Origin of the sequence: Pseudomonas sp. MF7453 (assembly GCF_016405455.1) — a bacterium.
GTDB classification, from domain to species: domain Bacteria; phylum Pseudomonadota; class Gammaproteobacteria; order Pseudomonadales; family Pseudomonadaceae; genus Aquipseudomonas; species Aquipseudomonas paralactis.
Genome location: NZ_JAEKCN010000009.1, coordinates 164,387 through 190,747 on the forward strand (window position 1 = coordinate 164,387; position 26,361 = coordinate 190,747).

Annotated in this window: 20 protein-coding genes; 11 read left to right on the forward strand and 9 right to left on the reverse strand. The window is 54.8% G+C overall.

Annotated features, from left to right (window positions below; all coding sequences use genetic code 11):
* Window positions 1-29: 29 nt before the first annotated feature.
* From JFT63_RS16000 to JFT63_RS16040, 9 genes are all read right to left on the reverse strand, one after another.
* The gene (locus JFT63_RS16000; protein WP_057703296.1) at window positions 30-353 is read right to left on the reverse strand and encodes a YkgJ family cysteine cluster protein; all 324 of its coding nucleotides are present in this window, start codon (window positions 351-353) and stop codon (window positions 30-32) included.
* Window positions 346-1,980 (reverse strand): GTPase, encoded by a 1,635-nt coding sequence (locus tag JFT63_RS16005; protein ID WP_057703297.1) that lies wholly within the window; start codon window positions 1,978-1,980, stop codon window positions 346-348. Before JFT63_RS16005 ends, JFT63_RS16000 begins: the two co-directional genes overlap by 8 nt.
* Window positions 1,977-3,740 (reverse strand): dynamin family protein, encoded by a 1,764-nt coding sequence (locus tag JFT63_RS16010; RefSeq protein WP_198844290.1) that lies wholly within the window; start codon window positions 3,738-3,740, stop codon window positions 1,977-1,979. The genes JFT63_RS16005 and JFT63_RS16010 overlap by 4 nt, the downstream gene beginning before the upstream one ends.
* Window positions 3,741-3,747: 7 nt before the next feature.
* Window positions 3,748-4,338 carry a hypothetical protein gene (locus JFT63_RS16015; RefSeq protein ID WP_198844291.1) on the reverse strand — a complete coding sequence of 197 codons (591 nt, stop codon included), beginning with the start codon at window positions 4,336-4,338 and terminating at the stop codon, window positions 3,748-3,750.
* Window positions 4,339-4,349: 11 nt separating this feature from the next.
* Window positions 4,350-5,219, reverse strand: coding sequence for a GTPase (locus JFT63_RS16020; protein ID WP_198844292.1), 870 nt, complete (start codon window positions 5,217-5,219; stop codon window positions 4,350-4,352).
* Between the two features lie 371 nt (window positions 5,220-5,590).
* Window positions 5,591-7,117 (reverse strand): IS66 family transposase, encoded by a 1,527-nt coding sequence (gene tnpC, locus JFT63_RS16025; protein ID WP_198844293.1) that lies wholly within the window; start codon window positions 7,115-7,117, stop codon window positions 5,591-5,593.
* 49 nt (window positions 7,118-7,166) lie between these two features.
* On the reverse strand, window positions 7,167-7,502 hold the full coding sequence (tnpB, locus tag JFT63_RS16030) for an IS66 family insertion sequence element accessory protein TnpB (protein WP_186563488.1): 336 nt from the start codon (window positions 7,500-7,502) through the stop codon (window positions 7,167-7,169).
* Window positions 7,499-7,816 carry an IS66-like element accessory protein TnpA gene (gene tnpA, locus JFT63_RS16035; protein ID WP_198844294.1) on the reverse strand — a complete coding sequence of 106 codons (318 nt, stop codon included), beginning with the start codon at window positions 7,814-7,816 and terminating at the stop codon, window positions 7,499-7,501. The genes tnpB and tnpA overlap by 4 nt, the downstream gene beginning before the upstream one ends.
* A 317-nt stretch (window positions 7,817-8,133) precedes the next feature.
* Complete coding sequence (locus JFT63_RS16040) at window positions 8,134-9,018, reverse strand: hypothetical protein (RefSeq protein ID WP_179291768.1); 885 nt, start codon at window positions 9,016-9,018, stop codon at window positions 8,134-8,136.
* An 808-nt stretch (window positions 9,019-9,826) separates the two neighbouring features.
* Here JFT63_RS16040 and JFT63_RS16045 point away from each other — a divergent pair.
* The 11 genes from JFT63_RS16045 to JFT63_RS16095 all read left to right on the forward strand — a co-directional run bounded on the left by JFT63_RS16045 (window position 9,827) and on the right by JFT63_RS16095 (window position 26,356).
* Window positions 9,827-10,030, forward strand: a complete 204-nt coding sequence (locus JFT63_RS16045; protein ID WP_095027050.1) for an AlpA family transcriptional regulator — start codon at window positions 9,827-9,829, stop codon at window positions 10,028-10,030.
* Window positions 10,031-10,488: 458 nt separating this feature from the next.
* Window positions 10,489-11,151, forward strand: a complete 663-nt coding sequence (locus JFT63_RS30115) for an inovirus Gp2 family protein (RefSeq protein WP_198844295.1) — start codon at window positions 10,489-10,491, stop codon at window positions 11,149-11,151.
* Between the two features lie 85 nt (window positions 11,152-11,236).
* The gene (locus tag JFT63_RS16055; RefSeq protein WP_198844296.1) at window positions 11,237-11,584 is read left to right on the forward strand and encodes a hypothetical protein; all 348 of its coding nucleotides are present in this window, start codon (window positions 11,237-11,239) and stop codon (window positions 11,582-11,584) included.
* A 102-nt stretch (window positions 11,585-11,686) separates the two neighbouring features.
* A complete protein-coding gene (locus tag JFT63_RS16060) occupies window positions 11,687-12,601 on the forward strand; it encodes a WYL domain-containing protein (protein WP_095027077.1) in 915 nt (304 codons plus the stop codon).
* A 44-nt stretch (window positions 12,602-12,645) separates the two neighbouring features.
* The gene (locus JFT63_RS16065) at window positions 12,646-13,149 is read left to right on the forward strand and encodes a BrxE family protein (RefSeq protein WP_095027053.1); all 504 of its coding nucleotides are present in this window, start codon (window positions 12,646-12,648) and stop codon (window positions 13,147-13,149) included.
* Complete coding sequence (locus tag JFT63_RS16070) at window positions 13,146-13,931, forward strand: BrxA family protein (protein WP_198844297.1); 786 nt, start codon at window positions 13,146-13,148, stop codon at window positions 13,929-13,931. The genes JFT63_RS16065 and JFT63_RS16070 overlap by 4 nt, the downstream gene beginning before the upstream one ends.
* Window positions 13,912-14,484, forward strand: a complete 573-nt coding sequence (locus tag JFT63_RS16075; RefSeq protein ID WP_095027055.1) for a BREX protein BrxB domain-containing protein — start codon at window positions 13,912-13,914, stop codon at window positions 14,482-14,484. The genes JFT63_RS16070 and JFT63_RS16075 overlap by 20 nt, the downstream gene beginning before the upstream one ends.
* 15 nt (window positions 14,485-14,499) lie before the next feature.
* The gene (gene brxC, locus JFT63_RS16080) at window positions 14,500-18,141 is read left to right on the forward strand and encodes a BREX system P-loop protein BrxC (protein ID WP_095027056.1); all 3,642 of its coding nucleotides are present in this window, start codon (window positions 14,500-14,502) and stop codon (window positions 18,139-18,141) included.
* Entirely contained in the window at window positions 18,142-22,032 is a 3,891-nt protein-coding gene (pglX, locus tag JFT63_RS29645) for a BREX-1 system adenine-specific DNA-methyltransferase PglX (RefSeq protein ID WP_233102321.1), read from the forward strand.
* Window positions 22,029-23,837: a DUF262 domain-containing protein gene (locus JFT63_RS29965; protein ID WP_095027057.1), complete on the forward strand. Its 1,809-nt coding sequence runs from the start codon at window positions 22,029-22,031 to the stop codon at window positions 23,835-23,837. Before pglX ends, JFT63_RS29965 begins: the two co-directional genes overlap by 4 nt.
* Window positions 23,834-26,356, forward strand: a complete 2,523-nt coding sequence (locus JFT63_RS16095; RefSeq protein ID WP_198844298.1) for a PglZ domain-containing protein — start codon at window positions 23,834-23,836, stop codon at window positions 26,354-26,356. Before JFT63_RS29965 ends, JFT63_RS16095 begins: the two co-directional genes overlap by 4 nt.
* Window positions 26,357-26,361: the final 5 nt, after the last annotated feature.

The following is a 26,361-nucleotide window of genomic DNA, read 5'->3' on the forward strand; positions in this document are numbered from 1 at the left end:
TGGCTGGGGCTCATGTTGGAGCCCCTTGCCTATGTGTTGCGGTTGTCTGTAGAGGCCGGGATTGCTCGGGTGCCCTCGCCAACACCAAGAGCCTGCAATTGCTTGCACCCGGCTTCGTTGATTTGGACGAACGTCTCCCAACTCATTGCCTGGCGATAATGCAGTTCGTACTGGCGATCAATGCGGCAGGCGTCCGGCCGCTGGTCATAGATGCGGCAACCGGCGTTGTTTTCATCCAGGTGCCGGCAGACACCGTCGCCGCGGTCCATCGCGGCGGTATCAGCCAGCAGATGTACGCGTCGACAGCATTCCATGCAGCGGCTGCAGGCAAAGGCCAGGGGCGTGTCAGGCATACTCACCCATCGCGGCCTGGCACTGGACCAGGCGTTCGCGGTCCTCGCTGAGGCGGCGCTGGTCCTGGCCCAGACTGCCACGTAGGCTCTGCAGTTTGTTCTTGATCTCGGCGAAGTTGCTCTTTAGGTGGGTGTCGACCATGGTGTTCAGCGACCGCGAGAATTCCCATGCAGTCTCATCGGCGAATGCCTGGATCGCCTGGTCGCGACGCTCGCGCTCCTGGGCTTCGCGTTTGGCGTGTTCCTCCAGGCGCTGCTGGTCAGGGTCGCCGGCGAAGGCGGAGTACAGCGTGCTACCTACCTGGAACGCAATACCGATGACCGGGATGACCTTTCCGACAATCTGCTCGGCCACCTTGCCCATGGTGACCGGGCCGACGCCTTTGAACAGTGTCGGCAGCCACTGCTTGCCGACTTTCAGCACGTGGACGACATGCTCGGCCTTGAGCATACCGCTGGCCTGGCGGACGCCGGATTCAAGCAGGCTCAGGTCGATGCCCTGCGATGCGGGCGTCTGGTTCGCGGGGGCTTCAGGCGTATCGAGGTCCGGTGCGGCCTGGGCATTGTAGGCCTGTGGCTGTACCTGCACTTCTCGAATGACTTCGTCGAGCATCTCCGAAGCGTCCAGGCCCAGGCGAGTGAGTGCGTCTTCGAGCTCACTGCAGACCTGTTCGTTGGCCTGCCCGATCAGTTGCTCGATCTTGCCCTGAGCACCCTCGATGTTCTGGTTCAGCGCAGTGATCGTGCTCTTGCCGATGTAGGCGGCCTTGGCTTCGATCAGCGATTTCAAACCGTGACGAATATCGATTTCGCGACGCGCGATTTCGCCATAGAAGGCGTCCAGGCGTTTGATCGAGGCCTGGTCCTGGTGGTTGTCCAGCTCGGCTACCGTTGCATCGAGGAAGCTGCGCAATTCGGTAGCGACACGCGCGACGACGGCCTTCTGCTCCACGGATGCAAAGAAGCCGGCCAGATCGCTTTCGAACTTCGGAAAGCCCGAGCTGTTCAGCAGGTTCTGCTTGTTCTCCAGTTTCGCCTTTAGCGCGGAGCGGGCGTTGACCTCGACGATCGGGATATGCCCAAGTACTTTCTGGTTGCCGGCCTTCTGCTGAATGCGTTCGCTGAGTTCATCTTTGATGCGGGCCAGGTCGATCGGGTCGAAACGGCTCTTGCAGTTGAGCACCAGGAAGATCATCTTGCCGGCAAGCACCAGCTCAAGCAGCACATCGAGGGTTTTCTCTTCCTCGACCACGCCCAGCGGGTTGACCACGAAGATCACCACATCCGACTGCACCAGCTGCTCTCGGGTGATGGCTTCATGCTCGAGCGGCGCGTCGATGCCGGGCGTATCGAGTACTTCGAAGTCGCCCCAGCGATAGCCTTGCACACGGGCGGTTTCCGGCACATCGGCTACCGCGGCCAGCTCTTGGCCGAGCAGGGCGTTGATCAGCGTGCTTTTACCGGCGTTGTAGACGCCATACACCATGATGCTCGCGCCGGCCTGGGCCTTCTTCGCCTGGCTCAGTTCGCGAATACTGGCGACAGCCTGCGGATTGTAGGTTGCACAGAGTCCATCCACTTCGTCGTAGAGGGCCAGTAGTTGGGTCATCGGGCCTGGTTGGGTCATTGTGCGGTGCTCGTTTCTAGGGTGATGAGTGCCTGGCGCAGGCGCTCCATTTCAATGGTCAGGATTTGGCAGTGTTCGAGCATGGCGTCCCGTAGCGGGTCGTAGATGCCCCGTACCTGCTCGGTCAAATACTCTGGCAGGGCGTTGGCGTACTGCTCGATGGCTACCTGGCGTTGTTCCTCCAGGTTGTCGCCGACGACCACGTTGTGTTTGGCGCGGATGGCCTCGGCACCTCGGCCGATCATGCTCGCGGCACTCCCCATCGAGGCCCCGGCTGCGGCACCCGCGGGGCCGCCAACGAAGAAGCCAATGACTCCGCCGAGAACTGCCCCGCCTGCGCCCCAGGCGGTTTTGGTGCTGCCGCGGGTGCCGCTGGTGTATTCCTTCTCGACTGTAACTTCCCGGTAAGCAGGAATGGCGCCGAGGCGGCTGGTGTTGAACGCACGCTGCAGCGCATTTTGCTGGCTTTCACCGATGCCTTTCATGGCCTCGCCGGTCAGCTTGCCGAGCACCGTGGCCAGGCGCTCGCGCAGCTGAAGCTGCGCGTCGTCGGTGCGGGGCCCGTTGAACAGCTGGTTGACGCAACTGCGCATTTCGGTGACGCCCTTCTGGCTCAGAGTGCGCAGCTCGCGCTCTACCGCCTGCTCCTGCTTTTGGATCTGCTGGTCGAACGTATCGGTCAGCTCTTTGATCAGGCTCAAGTCGTCGCAGGTTTCAGCTATGGCCTTGCGCAGGTTGTTCAGAGGGGTGGTTAGCTTAAGATCGACACCTGGGCCTTGCGCCAACGCCTTGAGAGTTTGGTACAGGGTACCCAGGCCACTTTCCTGCAAGTTCGAGGGGTGGCGCTCGGCGAAGCGGGTCGAGATAGGCAGGATGGTGACCTGGTTGTCAGCGTCATGCTGCATCTCCACCAGGTTGCCGGTGACCTCCCGGATCTGCCGCTGCTGTGTTTCCCTGGACTTCATCAATACTTCGGTGATGAGTTGCCCATCGTCGTCTTCGTCTTCTTCGGTGATATCGCTGCCGGTGAGCAGAATCATCAACGAGCGCTTGCCATTGAGTAGGCTGCTGACCTCGCTCATGTCGGATTGGCGGCCCGGAGCTTGCGAATTCATGGTGTAGAGAATCAAGTCTGCCTGGTCGACATACTTGCGCGCCAAGTCGCCATTGGCCGTATTGGTCGAATGCAACCCTGGCGAGTCGACCCAGGTGAATCCGGGAAGCTTGAAGCCTTGAATAGAACTGGTGGCCTCAGTGGCACCGACCCTGAATTGCTTGGAAGTGTAGGCCTCGCCTTCTTTGTCGCCGCTGGCGACGTCGGTTTGCTCATGGGAGAAATACGTGGGTTTCAGCGTGGCGTCATCTTTGAGTTGCGCAGTGGGCTCACTATGGCCCCAGGCCACGTAGTTGCCCAACGAGCTCTTGCCCGACTTGACCTTGCCGTACACGAACACCAGCAGGGAGTCGTTGTAATTTTCACGAAACGTCGCGCCTCTCGCACGTATCTCGGCGCGTGCTTCCCAAACGCTGAATTGATCCGTCAGGCGTCGCGCCATCTGGGTCGCGCCTTCCTTGAGTGGGTTATTGTCGCTGACCGCGCTAGCCATGCTTTCGGTTTGCTGGCGCAACAGCGTGACAAAGCCCGTGCGCAGCGTATCGAAGCGTCGTTGGGCCTGCGCTAAGTCTTGCTTCTTACTGGAAAACTGACCCTGCAGTTGTTGAAAGACCTGCATCAACTCATCGCGAGTAACAGTGCTCATGGATCAATTACGCCTGAGAGAGAAGTTGACGTTTGAGCTGCTGCAGCCGCTCGATACGTGCCTGGGCCGCTTGCGCCTGGGCGAGCGCTGCCTGGTCGGATGCAGACGCTTCGGCAGGCGCGGTCACGGATTCGAGCAGATTCACACCCTGCATGAAATGAACGATTTGGCCGCCTTCCATGGCGGGTGACGCCTGAAGAATGGCTTTGACTGTCTTGCCGTAACTCGACGTCGACGATGCGGTGCTGCGGATGCGTTGTTCGAGCTGATCCCCCGGCACTCCTTCGAGCGTCAAGCGGGTCATCTTGCTGACACCTTCAGAGATCGGGTTGTGTTTGTCCGACGAGGCGGCCAGCGTAGAGGCCGCTCCCCGGAGCTGGGCCTTGAGTTGTTCCCGTCGGTCTCCCGCAAGTGATTGCACTCGGGCTTTCAGGTTTTCGCGTTCGCGCTTGCGCTTGGCTTCCAGCTCCTGCTGACGCCGCTCGCTGTCGTCGTGGCGCGTGGTGCTGCTCGAAGACGAAGGGCTGTCGTCACTGACCGCTTTGGCAATGGCGACAGCAGCGACTGCCGCAACGCCGATCAACCAGGGTAGAGGCATTGCAAGTCTCCTTACTTGAGGCTGTCGAGTTTGGTGCGTGCTTTTTGCATGTCGGACGTATGAGCTTTGAAGGTGCGCCGAGCGCCGTCGATGTGCTCGACGAAGGCTTGGGCCTTGACCACATAAGGCTCGGTGATTTGCTCGATCAGCTTGAGATCCCGTTTGATCTCAGCGTCGATCCGCTCGCCCAGCTTCAGGGCACGCCGTGCCAGGCGCTTGTGTCGTGCCTCTGTCAGAGACTGGGCGAGACTTTTCGAAAGCGTTTGCAGATGTTGCGCCAACTGCGGAATGCCGCTTTTCTCGCAGAGCCCTTGTTTGTTCTTCTCTACACCGCTTTTAAAGCGCGTGTTGGAGATGACGAAGCATTCAGGCGCTGTGCCCAGATGGATCAAGGCCTGGCGTTCGATGGTGTCTTTGACTGCGGCGAGGTCGGCGTCCTGCAGCTTGTCCAGTTGGCTGATCACCAGTACCACCCGCTCGCCGACATCCTGGCCATAAGCGCTGGGCAGTTGGTCGAGCAGGGCCACTTCTTCCTGGTCCAGCTCACCGGGAGGAGCATGGACGAACAGGACAATATCAGCCGCATCGAGGCCCTGGTTAGCTTGCTGAGTGTCATTCTGGTCATAGCCCAGACCTGGAGTGTCCACCAGCACGTAGTCATCCAATTCCAGAGCTTGGTTGGCACGGGTGGTACGCACATCACCGGTTTGGAAATGCTCGTCGTTGGCGTGGCCGCTGAGCATATTGAGCAGGGAGCTTTTCCCTGCCTTGACCAGGCCCCAGGCGGCAATGCGGGGCTTGCTCGGAGAGGCATTGTCGCGCTGGCTAACAAACAGCTGGTACTGCGCCTCCAGCGCCTCAAGTCGTTTGATTCGGTCCATCAGTCAGCGTCTCCTTTCGCATCACTGTTGTTTGCAGTGCATCAGCCCACTCCCAGGCTTGGGGTACTGAGTATGATGTCATACGGCCACTTAAAATGCATTTTGACTTTGATTGCCGAGCTCGATCGGTAACGAGCTGATCAGGACGCTGCGTAATGTTGGGACGAAAAATGATTCCGAAATTCCTTTCCGCCAGGACCCGTTACGCTTGTAAGGCTCAGTACTCTGGCTCTCGCCGAATTGTTAAATGCCAGCGATTGGGCAGTGGCATTGGCCAGCTAAAGGCGACGGCCGAGGATGGGCTTCGCGGTCCGGCAGGCTGTGATAAAGCTGGCAGTACCGTAAGCGTCCGGGCATCCCGCCTTGCGCAACTAAGCGAGTTGCCATCGATGCGGCAACAACTCCCCAATTTCACTTGCCCGCTGCGTCGGCAGGCGCGTGAGCACATCCTTCAAATAGGCATACACGTCATGCCCATTGAGCTTGGCCGACTGGATCAAGCTCATCAGCGCCGCCGCACGTTGACCACTGCGTAACGAACCAGCGAAGAGCCAGTTTTTGCGCCCAAGCGCCCACGGCCGTATCTGATTTTCGATGTGATTGTTATCTATGGGCACGGTGCCGTCATCCAGGTAACGACTCAGCGCCGCCCAGCGCTTGAGGCTGTAATCCAACGCTTTGGTAATCCCCAAACCTTCATGCACAAGCTCGCGCTGGGCGATCATCCAGGCATGAAACGCGGCCATCAGGGGCGCTGCTTTTTCCTGACGTATTCGTCGTCGGACGTCCGGTTCCACATCGCGGATTTCGCGTTCAATTTCATATAGGGCTGCGATATACCGCAGTGCTTGCTCGGCAAGTACGCTTTTGCCGGTGATGTGCAAGTCATAGAACTTACGGCGGGCGTGGGCCATGCAGCCGATTTCGGTGACACCGAGTGCAAAACTGGCTTTGTAGCCGCCGTAGTCGTCGCAGACCAACTTGCCTTTCCAGTCGCCTAAAAAGTTGCGGGCGTACTCGCCCGACCGGCCAGGGCTGAAGTCATACACCACGGCACTGATCGGTGCGGTGGTGGTCGTGGCATAGCCCCAGACGTACGCCCGGTGGGTTTTCTTTTCTCCAGGTGCGAGCATTTGCACCGGCGTTTCGTCGACGTGCACCACGTTGTGTTCAAGCACGACTTCGCGCAAGGCATCGACCAGCGGCTGCAATTGCACACTGCAAACGCCGACCCAACTGGCGAGCGTTGAGCGTGGTATCGCAAGACCGGCCCGACCGAAGATTTGCTCCTGGCGGTACAGCGGTAAATGATCGGCGTATTTCGCGATCATCACCTGAGCCAGCAGCCCGGCAGTCGGGATACCTTTGTCGATGACCTGAGCCGGTACCGGCGCCTGGATCAACGTTTCGCAGTCATCGCAGACCCACTTGCCACGCACATGGCGCTCAACGCTGAACACACCAGGCGTGTAGTCGAGCTTTTCGCTGACGTCTTCGCCGATGCGTTTGAGGGCGCAGCCGCATTGGCACTGGATGTTTTCAGGTTCGTGATGAATCAGCGTGCGCGGAAACTCGGCGGGCAAAGCGGTACGTTTGGGTTGCTGACGGACTGGCGCTTGCGCGGGCGTTGGTGCCAGGATTTCAAGTTCGGCTTCGATGGCGGCCAGGTCGGTCTCAATCAAGTCGTCGAGCAAGCTGGCTTGACCAGGGCTGAACGACTCGGAGCGTTTGGCGAAACGGTGACGCTTGAGCAGAGCTATCTCGTGAATGAGCTGTTGGTTGCGGGTTTTTTGGTGCAGCACTTCTTTATCAAGACGCTCGACATGTTGAAGCAACTGCGCAGCGAGGCTGCGCAGTTGTTCGGTGTCGAGCTGATCGAGAGGGGTAGTAGGACTCATGGCGATGACTCTGCCCGATCTGCTGATCGATGTATGTCATCCATGTCTCTTAATGGTTACGGATGGCTCCGTCAGACCCAAGGCGCTGCCAGGGAAGACCGACCACCAGTGCCTGGAGCTGCTCAGCATTCAGCTCCATCGAGTCGCCACTTCGACTGCTCGGCCAGGCGAATTTTCCTTGGTGCAGACGGCGTGCCGCTAGCCAAACGCCCAGGCCGTCGTGCACCAACACCTTCATGCGGTTACCCCGGCGATTGGCAAAGAGATAAGCACAGTGCGGCTGCGCCGCACCGAAGACAGCGACGACTCGAGAGAGCGCTTTTTCGGTGCCAGCTCGCATATCCATGGGTTCGGTGGCCAGCCAGATGGCGTCGATGCGGATCATGGGGCAAGTCCACGAATAAAGCGGGCGCAGCCCTCGGGGTCGGAAGACGGCCATTTTATCGTGAGGGTTTGCTCGCCAAATGGCAGCTCAATGATTACGGAGCCCTCGGCCGGCCTTTTCGGCGCGACCTTCACCGGAACAAATGCCGGCAGCGGTGCGGGTGGTTGATCTCGGTAAAGCGGTAGCCACTTGCGGATCACATTGGCATTGATGCCGTGGCTGATGGCAACGCTGGAGATGGATACGCCGGGTTGCAGGCATTCCTGAACAACCTGGGCCTTGAACGACTTGGGGTAAGAGCTTCGTTGGCGCATTTAAGGGCTATCGCGTCCGCTTAAAAATAGGCGGACACCATCGCCCTTAATTTGGGAGTTCGGTAGGTGTGTTGGCTGTTCGCTTACGCAGTACCCAGCCCCAAAAACCTGACAGGCACAAAAAAGGCACTTGCGATAAATGCTAAGTGCCTGATTTTTATAGCTTGTTTGGGCCGGGGTAATCTGAACTGATATTATAAGTAATTGATTTAAAATGAAAAATATTGGTTAAAAAATTCCTTGGAATACCATTTGGAATACCAAGGCTTTAGCCTTGTGGTGCAGAGGAAAGGAGGGGCTTCGGCTGGTTCCATCACCTAAGGTAGTTCTCCTAGCCACCGCTTGCCTGTGGAGTACACGCCATTCTCAGACTCCTTCGTTATCAGAAGCTCCAAGACTTGAGCTCGTTTCAGCTCGTGCTTTTTTGCCAGCGTATCAAGTAGCTCGATCACGTTTTTCGACAGCATGACGTTAAGCTGCTTCTTGTCTGCTGCCCTTTCGTCGAACTGCTTGCGGCTCCATCTTTTCTTGATGTATTGGATGATGGCTTTCTGCTCAGTATGGCGGAGCTGCGCTTCATCGAAGAATATGAGGAGTTCCTTGTAATTGCTGATCGGGAGCTGGCTCCTGGGCATGGGTGTATGGTTCTTCTCCAACCATTCCCAAGCACATTTGCAGCGCTTGCTGCCATCTTTTTTGTCTTCGAACCACTCGAAATCACGGTCCCTTGACTTGTGCCTGAGCCAAAAATTGCGGAGGTTTTCGATTTCGTCTGCTTTCTCTGCGATAGGGGCATTCCAGAGATCAAGCATGGCGATGAGACGACTCCTGCCTGTGAGGTGTACCAGGCCTTGAGGCAGTCCCCGGGGAGGTCCCAGCGCGGTGATGTCCTCAATCCTGCGAAGTAGCCATTGATACTGCCGCTCATCTCCGTCAATCCACTTAAAATTGCCATCTGGGAGCAGAGCCCGATCTTTGTCCGAATTTATGCCTTCAAGGATGTGGATATTTTCATTCAGTGTGAGGGCGATTGTGTCCCTCATGGTGGCGCCGTTGCAGGTAGAGGGATCTAGATCAATATTTCCGTAGTACTGCAGGCAGAGCCATAGCCAGATGTCATGGCGATTGCTTTGTCGTGGTTCCTTGAGCAAACGGCTTAGCTCATCAAGCCCGCTATCGTCAACGATGAAAGTATTATCCATAGTCATGCTCTATCAATTGCCGAATATTAATATTATTAATTGGGTCAGATTCTAGTAGGATTCTATATGAATTCTATGCGCGTTCTACATGTATTCTATAGTGGATCAATTGATATTGTATGTTTATTCTATGAGTATTCTAGAATAATTATTCTCGTGGCAGCCAGCAAATATGGGCTCTGTAGCCATGAATTGTTGGTTTTTTAGCAGTGCTTAGTATTTTTACCGTGTGAATCGATCAGTGTTTTCGAGGCTGTCATGGCGTCAGTGACGTTTTGTCGCGTTCCTGGAGTCGGTGGTGCATATGGCGCTGAACGTCTATTAGTAAGAGCGAGCGGCCTCGTGGGTGCTTATCGAGTGGCGGCGAGATTGTCAGAACATGCTGCTGATGCTTATAGGTTGCGCGCGTCAATTTCAGCGAAGCGCGGGGTGCAAAGCGTACTCGGTTGTTTCGAGCGACTGACTGAGACTGCTTCGAGTCTTTGTCGTGTGGCAAAGGTGGTGGCCGAAGTCGGGCGCGTGCAGGGGTGAGTAATGCTCTGTACAAGGTCGAATTGATTCGTCGTCGGTCATCTTAGGCAAGATATTGGCGAAGCTCCCTAGGCTCGCGTCTCCGCTTGACGCAGTTGATCCTGAGCTAAATGGCGTCGGTCTATTAGGCTAATAAGTCTTCAACTGAGCGGCACAGACTATGCCGTTCTGATGGAATTCTCTGCGGAGCCTGGGCGGTCAACGTTAAGCAGTAGGCGTGGTGAGTATTTATTTACAGGCCTTGCGAATCCTCTGAACGAATATGAGGAGACAGTTCATGAGGATCATCCGTCTGAAAGAAGTTATCGACTGCACCGGCCTGGGCCGGTCCACTATCTACAAGTACATAAGCGAGGGGAGCTTTCCTAAGTCAGTACCATTGGGTGGCAGGTCTGTGGGCTGGGTTGAAAGCGAGGTTATGAGCTGGGTCATGGCCAGGATCGAGGCGCGTGATGCTTGTGAGTCGCTCACGGAGGTGTAGTGGCTAAAGGCGAGGGTGATCGGCCGATTGGCTGAGCGTTCGCCAATTCATTCGGTCGGCGTTCCGGCTGACTCGAATCTTTGGTTTATTTCCAGAGCTCTGAATCACTGAAGCTGCCACATTCTTGCCAGAGCTCTCTGGCAGTTTGCCGCCCCACTCCCTTGCAGGAGTGGGGTGGTGGTTTCGGTATTAGTATTATTTATATATCCATACATTAAACATGGATTCATCTGGGTAGAGCTTGCATTTCTCATGGTCATCATCAACCAATAGATCCTACCCATACATCCATTCAAGGCAGTCATCCCATCACGCTCACCCCTTCTTGAGGGGTGAGCTCAGCCAGTGATTGAACAAGCGCCTAGCTGCAGTTGCTGAGGTCTGCTGCACCTGCAGATCGAACCGTAAAAATTTACAGAATCCACTGAGTTGATGAACCTACTTAGCGGATCATTCCCATGACACACCAACCCAAGCGTCACCCTGACAACAGCAATCTTCACCTGCACTACGAGAGCACCTTCCGTGGACTGTCCGTGCTGACGCGTCACGCTCCCTTCATTACTGAATACCTCGAAGGCATTCATGGGACCACTCAGTTAGCGCTGAGAGCTCACCGCCAGGTGTTCGCTGTACGGTTCGACCTACATTTCCCAGATGACGACTCTGTCCCTACATCAGATAACACTGTCATTTCCAGATTTGTCGATTCGTTGACCTTCAGAATCCAATCGGCACGAGAGCGCTCCAGGCGGTTGAACGGTACTGCTCATCAGACAGACGTCCGATGGTGCTGGGTCAGGGAGACTGGGAAGGAGGGGCGACCACATTACCACTTCGTCTTACTGCTCAACCGAGATGCGTACCACACCGTGGGACGCTATGACTCAGCACAGCAGAATACATACAGCCGCATGAATGCGGCATGGGCCAGTGCGTTGAGAATGCCTATCGATGATACCAATGGTTTGGTGCATATCCCCGAGAATGCTGGGTACCACCTTTCTCAGGATGATCCAGCGGAGATGGATCGGTATTTCGTTCGGGTGAGCTACCTCTGCAAGGCGGCGACCAAGGTGTATGGCAATCGTTGCCGGGTATTTGGTTGCAGCAGAGGGTGAATGGACCACTGCAGCAAATCAGGGGGGGGGCTCAGCCCTCGCCTGATACACCCTGATACCCGTCACCGGACCGAGACTTGCACATATGCAGGCGACTGATCCGGACGTTGGGGTGTTGGCGTGGATTGTCCTATCGCGCGAAGTCATTGAAGTGGCCTTGCGCGATGAGCGGCACTACTTGAAAGCGTTTGATCAGGAAGAAGAGAAAGAGCTTGCGTCGCTTTATCCTCATGGGGTCAGCGCGCAGGCGCTTGTCCAGATAATTGAGCACAGCAGATTTGGCGGGAATTGCTTTAATGATCTCTATTTGGCAGAGACCTATAGCAGGGCACCGCCAGAGCTCGATGTGCAGTGTCTGGGCTGCATCTCTAAAATGCAGAATCGTCGCGATCAGGCGCGACTTGCATTTTCTAATGCATGGAAGATTAGGTAATCAAAATGAGTACCACCATATTTGTAAAATACAAATATGGACGTGCGCCTAAGGCGTACAATAATATCCGTTAAATAGTCAGATCACGTGCCGCTAATTCATATGACGCCCATAAGCTCTCTTGCAGAACTCGCTCAGCCACAGCGTGACCGCCTAGCCTTTATCGAGCTGCGTATACGTTTCGTCGGGGAGATTCGGAGGCAGGATCTGGTGGATCGCTTTGCCATCCAGTCCGCTGCGGCGACCCGGGACCTTGCGCTGTATAGGGAGCTAGCCTCCGGCAATATTGACTATGACTCCAAAGCCAAGACCTATGTTCTTGGAGCTGACTTCCGTTCGCTGTTCGATTACCCAGCAGAAAGAGTTATGTCGTGGCTGACACAGGCCTTCGGTGATGGCGAGCCGCTTAAGTTCAAAACTTGGGTGCCTAGTGAAATTCCTTCTAGGCTGACGAACCCTGATTTGGATGTGCTGGCGAGTGTGACGCGCGCCATCCATCATTGCTGCGCTTTGGCCGTCGAGTACCACTCGATTTCCAGTGGCAAGTCGAAACGCGAGATCGTGCCTTTTGCTTTGATCGATACAGGTTTTCGCTGGCACGTTCGCGCGTTCGATCGGAAGTCAAAGGAGTTCCGTGACTTCGTCATTACTCGGATAAGGCGCCCAGTGGTGCTTAATGGTCAGCCCGTGGCTCCTCACGAGATGAGCGATCAAGACATTCAGTGGACCCGAATCGTCGAGTTAGAGCTGGTACCGCATCCGAGCCAGCCGCGTCCAGAAATAACCGAAATGGACTACGGGATGGATGGAGGGGCACTACGCATGAAGTTGCGTGCCGCCACTGCCGGATACATCCTAAGGCAATGGAGCGTGGACTGCTCGCCAGGCCATAGTCTGCGTGGGCATGAGTACCGACTTTGGCTGAAGGACCAGTTGGCGTTATACGGTGTCAAGAATGCTGTTTTGGCTCCAGGCTACAAAGAACCCCGCCTGGACGAGGCGAAGCCAAATTACTAACAGTGTTGCCTAGCTGCCCACTGGAAAAAAGATTTAGGACTTTTATGAATACCATCGCAAAAACAATCGCAGAGCTCCGGATACTGATTGGTTACCTGGGGGAAAAGGGCCAGGCTAATTGGTGGGGCAGCGAGTTCTTTGGCGCTACAGCAACTGCTTTTTTGGCTCCAATATTCAACCGATCTCTGTTTCTTGCCCAATACCAGGGGGCAACTGCGGCGGCAGCTAAGGTTCACGACGAGGTCATTGGTGTTGGTCGTATCTATCACCTATTTCGTTTGCCGATCGGGCTCGAGCAAGCATCTGCTGATGCGCTCAACGACACCGCTTTCGTGCAAATCTTGCAAGGCAGATTGGCAAGTCGTGAGCTGGCGATGGTGCGCCTGGCTGAATTGGCGGAAAAACCAGAGTCCGCATCGCCAGGCCCCATTTCGCTGGGCCAGATGAGTCAAGATCTACAAACCGAGCTACAACGTGCTGCGGGCTTTTATTGTGCAGCCCTAACCTCTGGAATTCAGACCTTCCCCTACGTTCGGGAGGTTGAGTGAGTCAGCAGCGCTACTACACCACTCAGCTACAAGCCGGGCTTGGGCTCCTAGAAGAAACAAGGCAGCTGCTCCAGGTTTATCAACCTGGCATGAGTGCGTCCCAGCTTTATGAGGCCGCGCTGGCATCGGGTCGTTTCCCTTTGGTAACGGCAAGGCGCCTTCGCAATATTGTTGCCGAGTGCTTTGCCCCACGCTACATGCGCGACCCCTGCGTTGCCGCGCGCCTCAATTCCCTGGTTGGTCGTTTCACGACCGCCGAGCTCAATCAACTGCTCTTTATCTATACCGCGCGAGCCAATCTTGTATTGGCAGACTTCGTTCGAGAAGTTTACTGGGCGCGCTATTCAGCAGGGCGAAATGACCTCCAGCTGGAAGATGCACGCACCTTTGTTGCCAACAGCGTGCGCGAAGGAAAAACGCAAAAGCCATGGTCTGAGACCACGATCAAGCGCATCTCATCGTATTTGATGGGCTGCTGCGCCGACTATGGACTGCTGACAACCACAGGCCGTAACCAGCGCTCGATTGCTGCTTATCGCATCTTGCCAAAGGTCGCCGCCTACTTGGCCTACGACTTGAAGTTCAGTGGTCTTGGTGACAACCAAATTGTTTCAAGCTCCGACTGGGATCTCTTTGGACTGGAACGTACCGACGTCCGAGACCAATTGAAACGTTTGTCATTACAAGGCCTGTTCATATTTCAGGCCGCTTCCGATGTCGTGCATATCGGTTGGACCTATAAAAACATGGAGGAACTGATCGATGTCATCGCTCAAAGCTGATTTCAATGAGTTGATGGAGCGAATTAAGCAGGGGCGCGAGTTTGGCCATGCCAGCTTTGAGCCCATTTTCTATTTGGTTTTTCCGCCAAATCAGATCCTCAATGTGAAGCGCGAAACACCTGCGTGGGTGCACCGACTGCGTAACGAAGGCTGGGAAGTCGAAACCTTTTCGATCACCGAGCATGTTGCAGACATTATCGAGAAGGCACCGCTTCGCAAGATCTGGCTCGCGGCCGATCAGAAAGCACCCCTGGCATGGGGCAAGACCAATGCGTCGCTCGCCAATGCCATCAGTAATGGTGCTTTGCAGGCACGCATTGAAGCCAAGCTGGCCGAACTTGAAGGCAAGCCTAAGGCCATTTTACTGGTCACCGATCTTGAGGCGTTGCATCCCTACACACGCATCGGTGTCATCGAAGGCAAGTTGCAAGGCAAATTCCATGTACCCACGGTGTTCTTTTACCCTGGTGTGCGCACCGGCAAGACACGACTCAAATTCCTGGGGTTCTACCCCGACGATGGCAACTACCGCTCTGTCCACGTCGGCGGCTAATCATTGAGGTAAAACATGACGATCAAAAAACTCTTCGACCCCAGCAAGAGCATCAATCGCAGCATTGAAAAGGTCATCACCTATGGCGTGTCACAAGAGGCGCGCCTGAAATCGGAAATCTCGGAATACGTGGTTACCGACAGCATCGACCAGCAGTTTGAGAATCTCCTGCTCAAGATGGAAGCCGCCATGGACATTGGTGGCGAAAACGAAGTCGGCGTCTGGGTATCGGGCTTCTATGGCTCGGGTAAGAGCTCGTTCACCAAATATTTGGGCTTGGCATTTGACGATCGCATCACCATTGATGGCGTTCCATTCATCCAGCACCTCCAAGATCGCCTCAAGCGTCAGCAAACCAAGTCCTTGCTTTCGAACGTAGCCAAGCGATTTCCTGCCGCAGTGCTGATGTTGGACTTGGCCAGCGAACAGGTCGCAGGTGCGACCATGGAAGAGGTGTCGACGGTCCTGTTCTACAAGGTTCTGCAGTGGGCAGGTTATTCGCGCAATCTCAAGGTTGCTGCGCTGGAACGCAGGCTTAAGAAGGAAGGTCGTTACAACGAATTCCTGGATGCATTCAAAGAGGCTGCGGGCGGTGAAGACTGGAGCAACTACCGTAACGACGAGTTGGTGGTCGACAGCCTCATTCCTGAGATTGCGCACAAGCTTTACCCCACGCTTTTCAAGACATCCAGTTCGTTCACGACCGAATCAAGTGAAATCGTCGTTTTCGAAAACGATCGCGTGCGTGAAATGCTGGAGATTGCCCGCGAGGCATCGGGCAAGGAATACATCATCTTCATCATCGATGAAGTCGGTCAGTACGTTGGCCCACGGCCCAATCTGATCCTGAACCTCGATGGATTGGCGAAGAACCTGAAAAACATCGGCGACGGCAAGGTTTGGATCGTCGGAACGGCGCAACAAACGCTCACGGCGGACGACGCGAAGGCCGCCCTCAACTCGCCAGAACTGTTCAAGCTTAATGACCGCTTCCCGATTCAGATCGCCCTTGAATCCAACGACATCAAGGAAATTTGCTACACGCGTCTGCTGGGCAAGTCGTCACCAGCGGAAGCCGAATTGGGCGGATTGTTTGATCAATATGGTCAGCAGCTGCGCCAGAACACCAAGCTTGTTGATGCGCGCGTATATGGTGTCGATTTTGACCGCAAGACCTTTGTCGATCTCTACCCGTTCCTTCCTGCGCATTTCGACATCCTGCTGCACTTGCTAGGCGCACTGGCCAAGTCTACGGGTGGCATCGGCCTGCGCTCGGCGATCAAGGTGGTGCAAGATATTCTGATTGACGGCTCTGAAGGCAAACCTGCCGTTGCAGAGCAAGCCGTTGGCTGGCTCGCCACCACCGTCACGCTGTTTGATGCTCTGGATAAAGACATCAAGCGCGCCTTCGCCTCTTTGCACGCATCGGTCGAGAAGGTCACAAAGATCCGCTTCTCGCATTCCGAGTTGCATCAAAACATCGCCAAAACGGTCGCCGTACTGCAAATCCTTGGCAACCTGCCGATCACCCGTCAAAACGTCACCAGTCTGATGCACGCCAGCATCGCCGGGGCGTCTCAAGGAGACGCTGTGGCGAAGGCGGTCGAAGACCTGATCAACGACTCCATCGTTCCATTTGGCGAACAAGACGGCAACCTTTGCTTCTTCAGTGAAAAACTGAACGACATTGAACAGGAGCGCAGCCAAGTTGCACTGCGCGGCGTTGAGCTGCGTCGCATCGTTAACGAAGCGTTGACCAGTGTCTATGCGCCATTGCCCTCCACCCAATTACACGGCTCCTATGCCGTATCCACCGGACTCAAGGCGCAATCGGCAGGCAATGTGCCCGCATCGTTGGCGGGTGAACGCAACCAGATCCAAACCATTGTGGAGCTGGTCGACCCCAAAGAAATCGACAACGCACGTACTCGACTCACTGACGAATCGCGTCACAACTCCTTCAAGTTCAACATCTACCTCGTGGGCCGCACGACGCCGGAAATGGACGAACTGACGGCTGACATCCACCGATGCCGTGAAATCGCCAACCGCTATCGCAGCGATCCAGACCAAGAAATTCGTGAATATTGCAACGGTCAGGCCGATCGTGCGGAGCACCTCAGCACCAAACTGCGGGCGCAGATTCAGCGCAGTCTGCTGCAAGGATCGTTCATCTTCCGAGGCCAGGTTATTGCGGTCGATACGCTAGCCACGGAACTGCTGGATGCCGCTCGTAAACACCTGAGCGAAGTGGCCGAACAAGTTTTCGATCGTTACGCAGAGGCGCCGGTGCGCGCCTTGACAGAACTCGCCGAGAAATTCCTCCGGGTCGGTAACTTGTCGGGTATCACCAGTGCCCTTGATCCGCTGAATTTGGTGCAATCCCAAAGTGGAGGGCACAGCATTCGCACCGACCACTTGGCCATGGTGAGCATCCGTGACTACATTGATCGCAACGGCACGGTCGATGGTAAGCGCCTGACTGATGTATTTGCCGATGCGCCCTTTGGTTGGTCGGCAGACACCCTGCGATATCTAGTGGCGGCCATGCTGCTGGCCGGTGAGATCAAGCTCAAGGTGGCAGGGCGCGAAGTCACCGTCAACGGCCAGCAAGCCATCGATGCCATCAAAACCAACAATACGTTCAAGATCATTGGCATCTCGCTTCGCGGCGGCGACCGTCCGTCCAACGACGTACTGGCACGCGCTGCAACCCGGTTGACCGAATTGACTGGTGACACCGTCGTGCCGCTGGAAGACGACATCAGCAAAGTCACCACCAAGCTCTTTCCGCAACTGCAGCACCAATACGGCCCTCTCACTGAAAAACTGCGCGGCCTGAACTTGTCGGGTGTAGACCGCCTGCAAAGCCTCACGCACGAGATTAACGATGTGCTGCTCACCGACGCGTCGGATGCGCCACGTCGTTTGGGCAACGAGCAATCAGAGCTGTTTGAAAATCTTAAATGGGCTGCCGAAGTCAAACTCAAGTTGGAGCAAGGCTTGGAGCAAACGCTGCGCGATCTTCGCCAGCACTGCACGGCCATTGCCAACCTGCCGAATGTGGCCTTGCTGGCCACGCTAAAAGAAGAGTTGGCTGAGGCCCTCAGCCTTATCGACGAGCGCCTGCAGCAGGCCGACTTCTATCGTTTTGCGGCTGATTTCAGCACCAGCCTCACCACTATTCGCGCCCGCATTCGCGATACGGTGATCGCGATGCAAAATCTGCTCAAAACACGCATAAAAGATGCCGAGGTCGACCTCAAGCGGGTGCCGGAGTGGATCAAGCTCACCCAGCAAGAGCAGACTGAACTGTTGGGTAGCCTAGAGCGTTTGATTGTGGAAGTGACGCCTGATTTGTTGGGACTCAATTCCATTACAAACAAGCTGTCTGAACTGCAGGATGAAGTGCAAGGTTTGAAGCACAGCATTGAGCGTCTTGGCACGAAGCGGATTAAGGAGGAGCTTGAAGCTGAGATTCCTGTGCCAAGTGCTGTAAATGAACCGAAACCAGCCATCGCGCGCAGTATCAAAGCGCGCACCAAGATCACCACGATGGATGACTTGGATGCGCTGATCACGCAACTGCAACAACTGCGTGGCGAGCTGAAGTATGCACATGCCTTCGCCGTCAACCTCGAACTGCAGGACCAATAAATGGCTTTCGATCAATCCACACGAGGCCGCCTGCAAAAGCTGGTTAATACTTGTCGCAACCTGCTGTCCGACGAACTCAGTATCCAGCTTCAGCAAACCTATGGTCTAGACCCCAAGACCGGTGAAGTCACGCCCATGGCACGACTCACCCATCTGGACGACCGGCAGCGCCACACGGCTGAGGTCCTACGCCAAACCCTGGCGCACTACCTGGGCGCTGATGTCGATGACACCGATCACCGCATCGCAGTGCTCGACCGGATGGTGCGCGAGCAAGCCTTTACGGTGCTTAACCGCCTTGCTGCACTGTTAATGATGGAGGCGCGCGGACAACTGATCGAGTCGGTCAGCAAAGGCTATCAGTCGCGTGGCTACCAGCTCTATAGCAAGATTGCCGGTACAGCTCTGGGTGAAACCGGCCAGGCTTACCAGGTCTATATCTTCAGCGTGTTCGATGAACTGGCAGAAGAACTGCCTGCCCTGTTTGAGCGCTATGCCGCCAATGGTTTGCTGTTCCCACGCGAGACCGCCCTACGTGCTCTGCTGGATGAACTCAACCACTTTGAGATCGAACCTCTCTGGGCTGCAGACGAAACCATTGGTTGGATCTACCAATACTTCAATTCCAAAGAAGAGCGTAAAGCCATGCGTGATGCCAGTCAGGCGCCACGCAACAGCCGTGAACTCGCGGTGCGCAACCAGTTCTTTACTCCGCGTTATGTGGTGGAATACTTGGTCGATAACACGCTGGGTCGTCTCTGGTTTAACGCCACTGGCGGGAAAACGGATCTGCGAGATCGCTGCCAATATCTGCTGCTCAAGCCCGACGAGCAACCACAGGCAGCTATAAAACTGCGCGACCCGCGCACCCTGAAACTGCTGGACCCGGCTTGCGGCTCGATGCACTTTGGCCTGTACTCCTTTGATCTGTTTCTGGAAATTTACCGCGAAGCTTGGGCTTGGGAGCAGCAAAACGGTCCAGGTTCTTTGGATGGATCTACGCATCCCCAGTCGAAGTTCAAACCGCTCAGTCAGACCTATCCCGACCAAGACGTATTCCTCCTCGATGTACCTCGACTTGTCATCGAACACAACATCTATGGCGTTGATATCGACCCGCGAGCGGCTCAGATCGCCACGCTTGCGCTGTGGTTGCGTGCTCAGCGTGCCTGGCACGACACAAACGTAAAGGCAAAAGAGCGTCCGCGTATCGGTCAAGGCCATGTAGTCGCCGCGGTTGCTCCACCAGCTGAGCGCGAACTGCGTTTGCAGTTTGCAGCCCAGCTGGACCCACGCGACGCTGAGCTGTTCGAGAAAACGCTTCAAATGCTGAAGCACTTGCCCGAACTGGGGGTGTTACTTCAGGTGGAAAAGGAGTTGCCGTCCCTTATACGTCAAGTTTATGTAGGCAAGGGCACAGGCTTGTTTGCTGACCAGGAACAAGAGAACTGGAGAGGGGCCGAAATGCGCCTGCGTGAGGCGCTTTCTAACTTTGCCCACGCCAATAAAGCAACCTACCAAGGGCGACTCTTTGCGCAAGATGCATTGGATGGATTACGCCTAATTGATTTGTCTCGTGAAAAATTTGACGTGCTAGTCATGAATCCACCTTTTGGGGAGCCTGCACGATCAACCAAGTCATATCTTGAAGAAAGTCTGCCTAGGTCGAAGGGGAACATTCTCGCGAATTTCATCGAGCGAGCAACCGAAATTGTGAGGCCTGGCGGACGAATCGGAGCAATTGTTAGCAGAACATGTTTTTTTCTACAGAGCTTTTCAGAGTTCCGCACATCCGTGCTCGCAAACGAACTTTCACTCGAAAGCTTTGCCGATCTGGGACAGGGAGTGCTTGACGCAATGGTGGAAACCGCTGCGGTTACTTGGGAGAGAGGTGGGAACCACAAAAATGACGCTATCTTTTTTAGAGAACTCAATAGAACCAATAAAAATGAAGGTCTGCTTGAGTCAATAGAACTCGTAAAAAAAGGAGTTCCAGGAGTCAATTATTTCAAAAGGCAAGCATCGCAGTTCCTCGCATTCAGTGATGCACCATATGTCTATTGGATTGATGATTCGATAGCCAGAAAAATTGCTGCCCATCCAGCAGTCGACCCATTGGCGAGTTCAATAAGAGTTGGCTTACAAACGGGCGACGATTTTCGTTTTTTACGACTTTGGTGGGAAGTAAAGTCAAAAGATATTGTCGTTCCAGATAAGTCGAGCGACTTAGATAAGGTGCGCCAGCAGTGTTTGACGCTTTGTATTCCTACGAAGTGGGCTTGGTATTCAAAGACTGAAGCGGCTTCTCCGATGCTTTCGTCAATTCACATGTGTGTGAATTGGTTAAATGATGGATATGAAATAAAGGCTTTTCACGTGGGTAAGGGGGACTCCCCGTCCAAATACGTTCGCTCCGAAGCGTTCTATTTTCTTCCTGCCTTTAGCTACATGTTGCGGTCAAGTCGCCTTGTTCCGTACCTAGTCCCATCGGGAGTTATTCCGACAGCCGGCAGAAGCCAGGTCTATCCAAAGCTGGGGGAAGAAACTTGGTTGGCAGCGCTTTTGTCATCCAACTTTGCAACGGCAGTCGCTAGATTTCGAGGAGAAGCGTTTTGGCAGCCAAAATTCCAAAATTCCATGGTTTCCGCAATTCCCTATGTCAAGCCTGGGGCGAGCGACATCGCATATGCTGAGAACGTCATTGCTTCAGTGCGAGAAAAAATGGCGGAGCGGTTTAAGCGTGATGAGACGGAAATTTTGTTTGTCATGCCGTCGCTTAGCGGGAAAACCGAAGCACTGCAGCCAATCAATCGAGAATCGCTTATTGGCGCGGAGCTTGACCAGCGAATAGCTAGTTTATTTGGTCTGACTGCCTCCGAATTTAAAGTACTGCAGCGCGATCACAATGAGGCATTGGTTCGAGTAACCGGTGAAATCGAAGCGGATGACTCAGATGAAAGTGATGATGACGTAGAAGAAAACGTTTCAGTCCTTGATGATGATAGTTCCCGTTTGTCGTGGGCAGTCGGGGTGTCTTTCGGACGATTCGATTGGCGCCTTTACTCTGGGGAGAGGGAACTTCAATCTGAGCCTGCCCCGTTTGACCCCTTACCAGCTCAAAGTCCAGGCATGTTGCCTGACGGCTCAACGCCATTTCACGATAACTCCAACATATTGGTAGACGATCTTGGCCATTCGCATGATTTGCCGCGCTTGGTTGAGTTGGTATTGGATCGAGTTGGTGCGACTTTGTCGGGCGATGTACGTCGTTGGTTGCAGAAAGATTTTTTTGCCTTCCATTTTCAGCAGTACTCCAAGAGCCGCCGCAAAGCACCTATTTACTGGCCGCTGTCCACCGCATCTGGTAGCTACACCCTGTGGATCTATTACCCTTCCCTGAACAATCAAACGCTATTTACAGCGGTGAATGATTTCCTTGACGGCCCCAACGGCAAACTGACTCAAGTCAGCCGTGAGTGCTCAGAGTTGCGCATTAAGGGCAGCGGTCGCTCTCGCGATGAGGAAAAACAGTACGAAATACTACAAACCTTTGAGCAAGACCTCACCGACCTGCGCGACACCTTGCTCAAGATCGCTCCGACCTACCAGCCCAATCACGACGATGGCGTGCAAATCACCGCCGCGCCGCTGTGGCCATTATTCCGCCACAAGGCCTGGCAAAAGGTCTTGAAGGGCACCTGGGCCAAGCTGGAAAAAGGCGACTACGACTGGGCGCACCTGGCCATCGCCTACTGGCCAGAACGCGTGCGCGAGAAGTGCAAGACCGACAAATCCCTCGCCATCGCGCATGGGCTTGAAGAGCTGTACGTGGTGCCAGAGGCACCCCCCAAGAAAACGCGCGGAAAAAAGAAGGCCGGGGGTGATGAGTGATCCAGGACGTCAAAGCATTCCCCGTCAGTTTTTACTTCAATCCGGATGGGGCGACCTCTTTCTTCATCCCCAAGTACCAGCGCGAGTACGTTTGGGGGTGGTCGAACTGGGATGCGCTATTCAACGACCTGGATGAATCGCCTTCTGGCCACTTTTTGGGGTCGATCATTTGTGTCAACGGCCAAAAGGACTCGATGGCAGGTAGCAAGCTGGAGTTGATCGATGGCCAGCAGCGCTTTACCACCATCTGCCTGCTGTTCTGCGCGCTCTATGAAAAGCTGAAGTCGAACCCTGACCCGGATGACGACTTCAATGTCGAGATGGTGAACCTGAAGAACCGCATCTTCATCAAGGCGAACAACCAATGGCGCTTTGAACCCAGCGAGCAGATGCAGAACAAGGCGGACTTCCAGCGGATTCTGAGCGAGCTTTTCCCAAAGCTGGTCACTGCACCCAAAGGGCTGGCCAACTTCGGGAATCGCCGTATCGCGAAGGCCTACAAGTATTTCCGCGAGCGGCTTACGCTACTGACCATTAGCCAGGGCATGGTGCTGCTGGAAAAACTCAAGTCGGCGATCCTGGTCAAGATTGAGGTTCAAAGCCACTCAGACGCGTTTATGTTGTTCGAGTCGATCAACAACCGGGGCATTCCGCTATCGGCTATCGACATCATCAAGAACAATTTGCTGGCAGAACTCGACAAACGTCCTGACTACGGCATTGACCGGGCGTTTGATGAGTGGAAAGAGCTGATTTACTGGCTCGATGAGCCAGCGCTACAGGAGCGGTTCCTGCGGCATTTATACAATATATTCAAGTATTTGGGGCGCGTAGAAGTTAAAGGATGTCCAAGGGCGACGAGATCAAATCTGATCACCATTTATGATGCTATTTTGCGTCGTCATCCGGTGTGGTTTATTGGTCAGCTATTAGAAAAAGGAAAGACCTATTCCTTACTTCATTATCCGGATAGTGATGACTGTGTTTGGTCTGAAGATACAAAAAAACGACTGTTGGATTTACAGCACCTCGGCACAGCACCTGCCTATGCGTTTTTACTGTGGGTGAGTCAGGTCGCTAGAAGTCGGAGTTGGGATGAAGGCCTGGCACTAGGTCAAGTAGCCTCTTTGCTCACTAAATGGTTTTTTTGGCGGAATCTTACCGATACACCGCCAACCCGTGAGCTAGACCCGATGTTTGTGCAATTGATAGGCGAGCTGCTGAAGCAGATTCGCAATGGCTCGATTATCAAGCTCGAAGAATTTGTAGCCCAGGCCAGTGATTGGTTGGTGGCGCGTGCGGCCCCAGAGGATGTGTGTGATGCGCGCCTGAAGGGCGATGTTTACCTCGATAACTACGAGGCCACACGTTTCATGTTGTGCAAGCTGGAAGAAGTACACCAGACTCGCGAGAACACGCGCGATTTGTGGGCACACGACGCAAACGATCGCCCCGTTTTCACGGTTGAGCACATCTTGCCCAAGACAGAAAACCTTGGCCCAGGCTGGGTGGCCATGCTGGAACTCAATGGCAAGGACACCGCTGACGCCATACGCCAGCGCTGCGCCCACCAACTCGGCAACCTAACCCTGAGTGGGTACAACTCCAAACTCGGCACGATGGAATTCATCAAGAAGCGTGACCGCCAGAACGATAAGGACGACTTCATCGGGTATCGCAATGGGCTTTATCTGAACGCTGATTTGGCCACTCGCACCGAATGGAATGAGGCCGCGATGACGGCACGAACAGACAAGATGCTCAAGGAGGTGAAGTCCATCCTGAGCCTAAGGAGCAGCTCATGAGCATTGCTGAATTCATTCAGAACAAAATTCTTCGTCCCCGATTGCAGAAGACGGGTAGTCTCGTGGTGTATGACCCTGCCGGGCATTACCAAGATGTCTGCAAAGGGTTGGCCGCCGAAAAGCTGCTGGTTGTGGATGCTTCAAAGAGCAGCATTGAGAGTCGGGTAGCTGCGATGCAGGGCTTGCGTGATGTGATCGATCGGCAGCTCGCTGGAATGCTGGTCTATGTGCCTGCAAAAGCGCCCGAGAGCGATGAAGAAAGGCAGGCGGATCCCTTCGCACCCATTGCCGCAGCCGGGGCGATTTTCCCCGAAGGGGATGGTGATAGCTTTGAGAGCCTATGCCTGAAGGCGAAACCAGATCACACCACGGCCATTCGGGCCATCTTTGAGCAGGATGCTTCGCCTAGTTTTGCGGTGGTGGATGCTATTGGCGGCGGCTTGGGCTGGCCCAACTTGCGTGCGCTACTGGCAGTCGAGTCCGCCCGAGACATACTGTTCGCGCTGCTTGTGCCAAACGATGCGCAGCAATCGGCATTGAAAGGCAGCGATAGCTGGGTGACAGAGGCGCGTGATTTGCTCCGCAACAGCATGGGCCTGTCATTGAAGACCAGAGGCAAGACATGGGACTCGGTTGCCAACGAACTGTGGCGTTTCGTTTTGTTCAGCGAGTTTGTTTTTGATCTGCCTGGTGCATTGCCTGCCAGTTTGAACGATGTACCGCGAGCCGAAACGCAGGCGAAGCCGTTGATTGAATACCTGTGCGATTTGCTGCGCAATGATCGCCGCACGCAGAGTGTCTATATCGACCGCGCAGAAGAAATTGAGAGGGATCTCAACCTGGTCAGCCAATTTGGTAGCAGGTCTGATTTGGGCGACCGGGACACCTTTCCGTTTGAGGAACGCACGTTTTTGAGTCGGGCGATCGAAGGCATTCTACGTGATGACATCGACCGGGTGAGGAGCATCTCGGAGCGCCATCAGCAATCGGTGTGGACGGGCAAAGGCGAGAGCCGTGCCCAGTGGGATTTGATTCGATCGGCTACTGAGTTGCTTCAAACCTGCGACGACATGGAGCGGCAGCTTTCGGACAATGCACACAATCTTGATGTGCTGTTGACCTTTTATGTGAGCAGTCTGCGTGAAGCTGATCGCTTGCATCGCGAGTTCGAACAGGCAGTTAGCGATTACGACTGGCAAGACGCGCAAGGTGTCATGACGCCAGTCAAGCAGCAGGTTCGTAAGCAGTACGGCAAACTGGTCGAGAAGGTGCAGTTGATCTTCACTCGTCATGTGCAGCAAAGTGGCTGGCCGTTGGCTGGGCAGCTATCGAATACCGATGTGTTTGACCGCATTGTTGCGCCCAAGCTGCAAAAGAACGGCCACAAGGTGGCGTACTTCATGATTGATGCGCTTCGCTACGAATTGGGCGTGGCGCTGGAACGACAGTTGACGGAAGACGGACAAGTTGAGGTGCAGGCTGCCATGGCGCAGCTACCAAGCATCACGCCAGTAGGTATGGCCAGCTTGTTGCCCGGGGCTGGCCAGCAGCTTCGCATCAAGAATGACGAACAGAGTCTGGTGCCAATGCTGGGTGACCAGGTGGTGGAAACCGTTGCGCAGCGCATGGATGTGTTTCGGAAGAAATACGGCCAGCGCTTTGAAGAGGGGCGTCTGGAAGACTTTGTTCGCGGACGTTTCGATTTCTCGCCTGAAACCGATTTGTTGGTGTTGCGCGCTGTAGAGATAGATAGCCACTTTGAGAACCATCCTGACACCGCCCCTGCAGAGATTACCAATGCACTCAAACGCATTCGGGTCGCAATTCATAAGCTGAAAGAGCGTGGCTTTCATGAGGTGGTGATCGCGACCGATCATGGCTTTTTCATGAACACCCACGCTGGTGCGGGCGATGTCTGCAGCAAGCCTGCTGGCAACTGGATTGGCATTCATGACCGGTGCGCGCTGGGTGATGGTGCTGGCGACAGCAATCACCTAGTGGTCTCAGCCGAGAAAATGGGCATTCGCGGTGACTTTGCCAAGTTCACTGCGCCACATTCGTTGGCGGCCTATCGCAGTGGCTTGCTCTATTATCACGGTGGCATTTCTTTGCAGGAATGCGTGGTGCCGGTGATAACGATGCAGTTGAAAACATCCAATCAACCGACACTGCATAAAGCATCTGTGGCGATGAGCTACAAGAACGGCGCCAAGGCCATCACCACACGTATGCCCGTGATTGACCTTGCAGTTGAAACGGCAGACATGTTCTCGACTGAAAACGAGTTCGAGATTTTGCTGGAGGCACACGACAGCAAGGGCGAAGTGGTGGGTGAAGCGAAGGCCGGAGGTGCAGTGAATCCGGCAACAGGAACATTGTCGTTGAAGCCAGGTGACAAGGTTCAAGTCACGATCAAGATGCAAATGGATTTCGAGGGGAAATTCAAGATCAAGGCTTTGCATCCAACGACTTATACGGTGTACTGCCAACTTGACCTGGCAACCGACTATGCGGTGTAAAAACG

Bases quoted from the DNA above. Each gene is read 5' to 3' on its own strand.
- JFT63_RS16000 (WP_057703296.1), bottom strand. From the start codon at position 353: ATGCCTGACACGCCCCTGGCCTTTGCCTGCAGCCGCTGCATGGAATGC.
- JFT63_RS16010 (WP_198844290.1), bottom strand. From the start codon at position 3,740: ATGAGCACTGTTACTCGCGATGAGTTGATGCAGGTCTTTCAACAACTG.
- JFT63_RS16055 (WP_198844296.1), top strand. From the start codon at position 11,237: ATGCAGGCGACTGATCCGGACGTTGGGGTGTTGGCGTGGATTGTCCTA.
- JFT63_RS16015 (WP_198844291.1), bottom strand. From the start codon at position 4,338: ATGCCTCTACCCTGGTTGATCGGCGTTGCGGCAGTCGCTGCTGTCGCC.
- tnpA (WP_198844294.1), bottom strand. From the start codon at position 7,816: ATGCGCCAACGAAGCTCTTACCCCAAGTCGTTCAAGGCCCAGGTTGTT.
- JFT63_RS16060 (WP_095027077.1), top strand. From the start codon at position 11,687: ATGACGCCCATAAGCTCTCTTGCAGAACTCGCTCAGCCACAGCGTGAC.
- JFT63_RS16020 (WP_198844292.1), bottom strand. From the start codon at position 5,219: ATGGACCGAATCAAACGACTTGAGGCGCTGGAGGCGCAGTACCAGCTG.
- JFT63_RS16095 (WP_198844298.1), top strand. From the start codon at position 23,834: ATGAGCATTGCTGAATTCATTCAGAACAAAATTCTTCGTCCCCGATTG.
- tnpC (WP_198844293.1), bottom strand. From the start codon at position 7,117: ATGAGTCCTACTACCCCTCTCGATCAGCTCGACACCGAACAACTGCGC.
- JFT63_RS16040 (WP_179291768.1), bottom strand. From the start codon at position 9,018: ATGGATAATACTTTCATCGTTGACGATAGCGGGCTTGATGAGCTAAGC.
- pglX (WP_233102321.1), top strand. From the start codon at position 18,142: ATGGCTTTCGATCAATCCACACGAGGCCGCCTGCAAAAGCTGGTTAAT.
- JFT63_RS16065 (WP_095027053.1), top strand. From the start codon at position 12,646: ATGAATACCATCGCAAAAACAATCGCAGAGCTCCGGATACTGATTGGT.
- tnpB (WP_186563488.1), bottom strand. From the start codon at position 7,502: ATGATCCGCATCGACGCCATCTGGCTGGCCACCGAACCCATGGATATG.
- JFT63_RS16045 (WP_095027050.1), top strand. From the start codon at position 9,827: ATGAGGATCATCCGTCTGAAAGAAGTTATCGACTGCACCGGCCTGGGC.
- brxC (WP_095027056.1), top strand. From the start codon at position 14,500: ATGACGATCAAAAAACTCTTCGACCCCAGCAAGAGCATCAATCGCAGC.
- JFT63_RS30115 (WP_198844295.1), top strand. From the start codon at position 10,489: ATGACACACCAACCCAAGCGTCACCCTGACAACAGCAATCTTCACCTG.
- JFT63_RS16005 (WP_057703297.1), bottom strand. From the start codon at position 1,980: ATGACCCAACCAGGCCCGATGACCCAACTACTGGCCCTCTACGACGAA.
- JFT63_RS16075 (WP_095027055.1), top strand. From the start codon at position 13,912: ATGTCATCGCTCAAAGCTGATTTCAATGAGTTGATGGAGCGAATTAAG.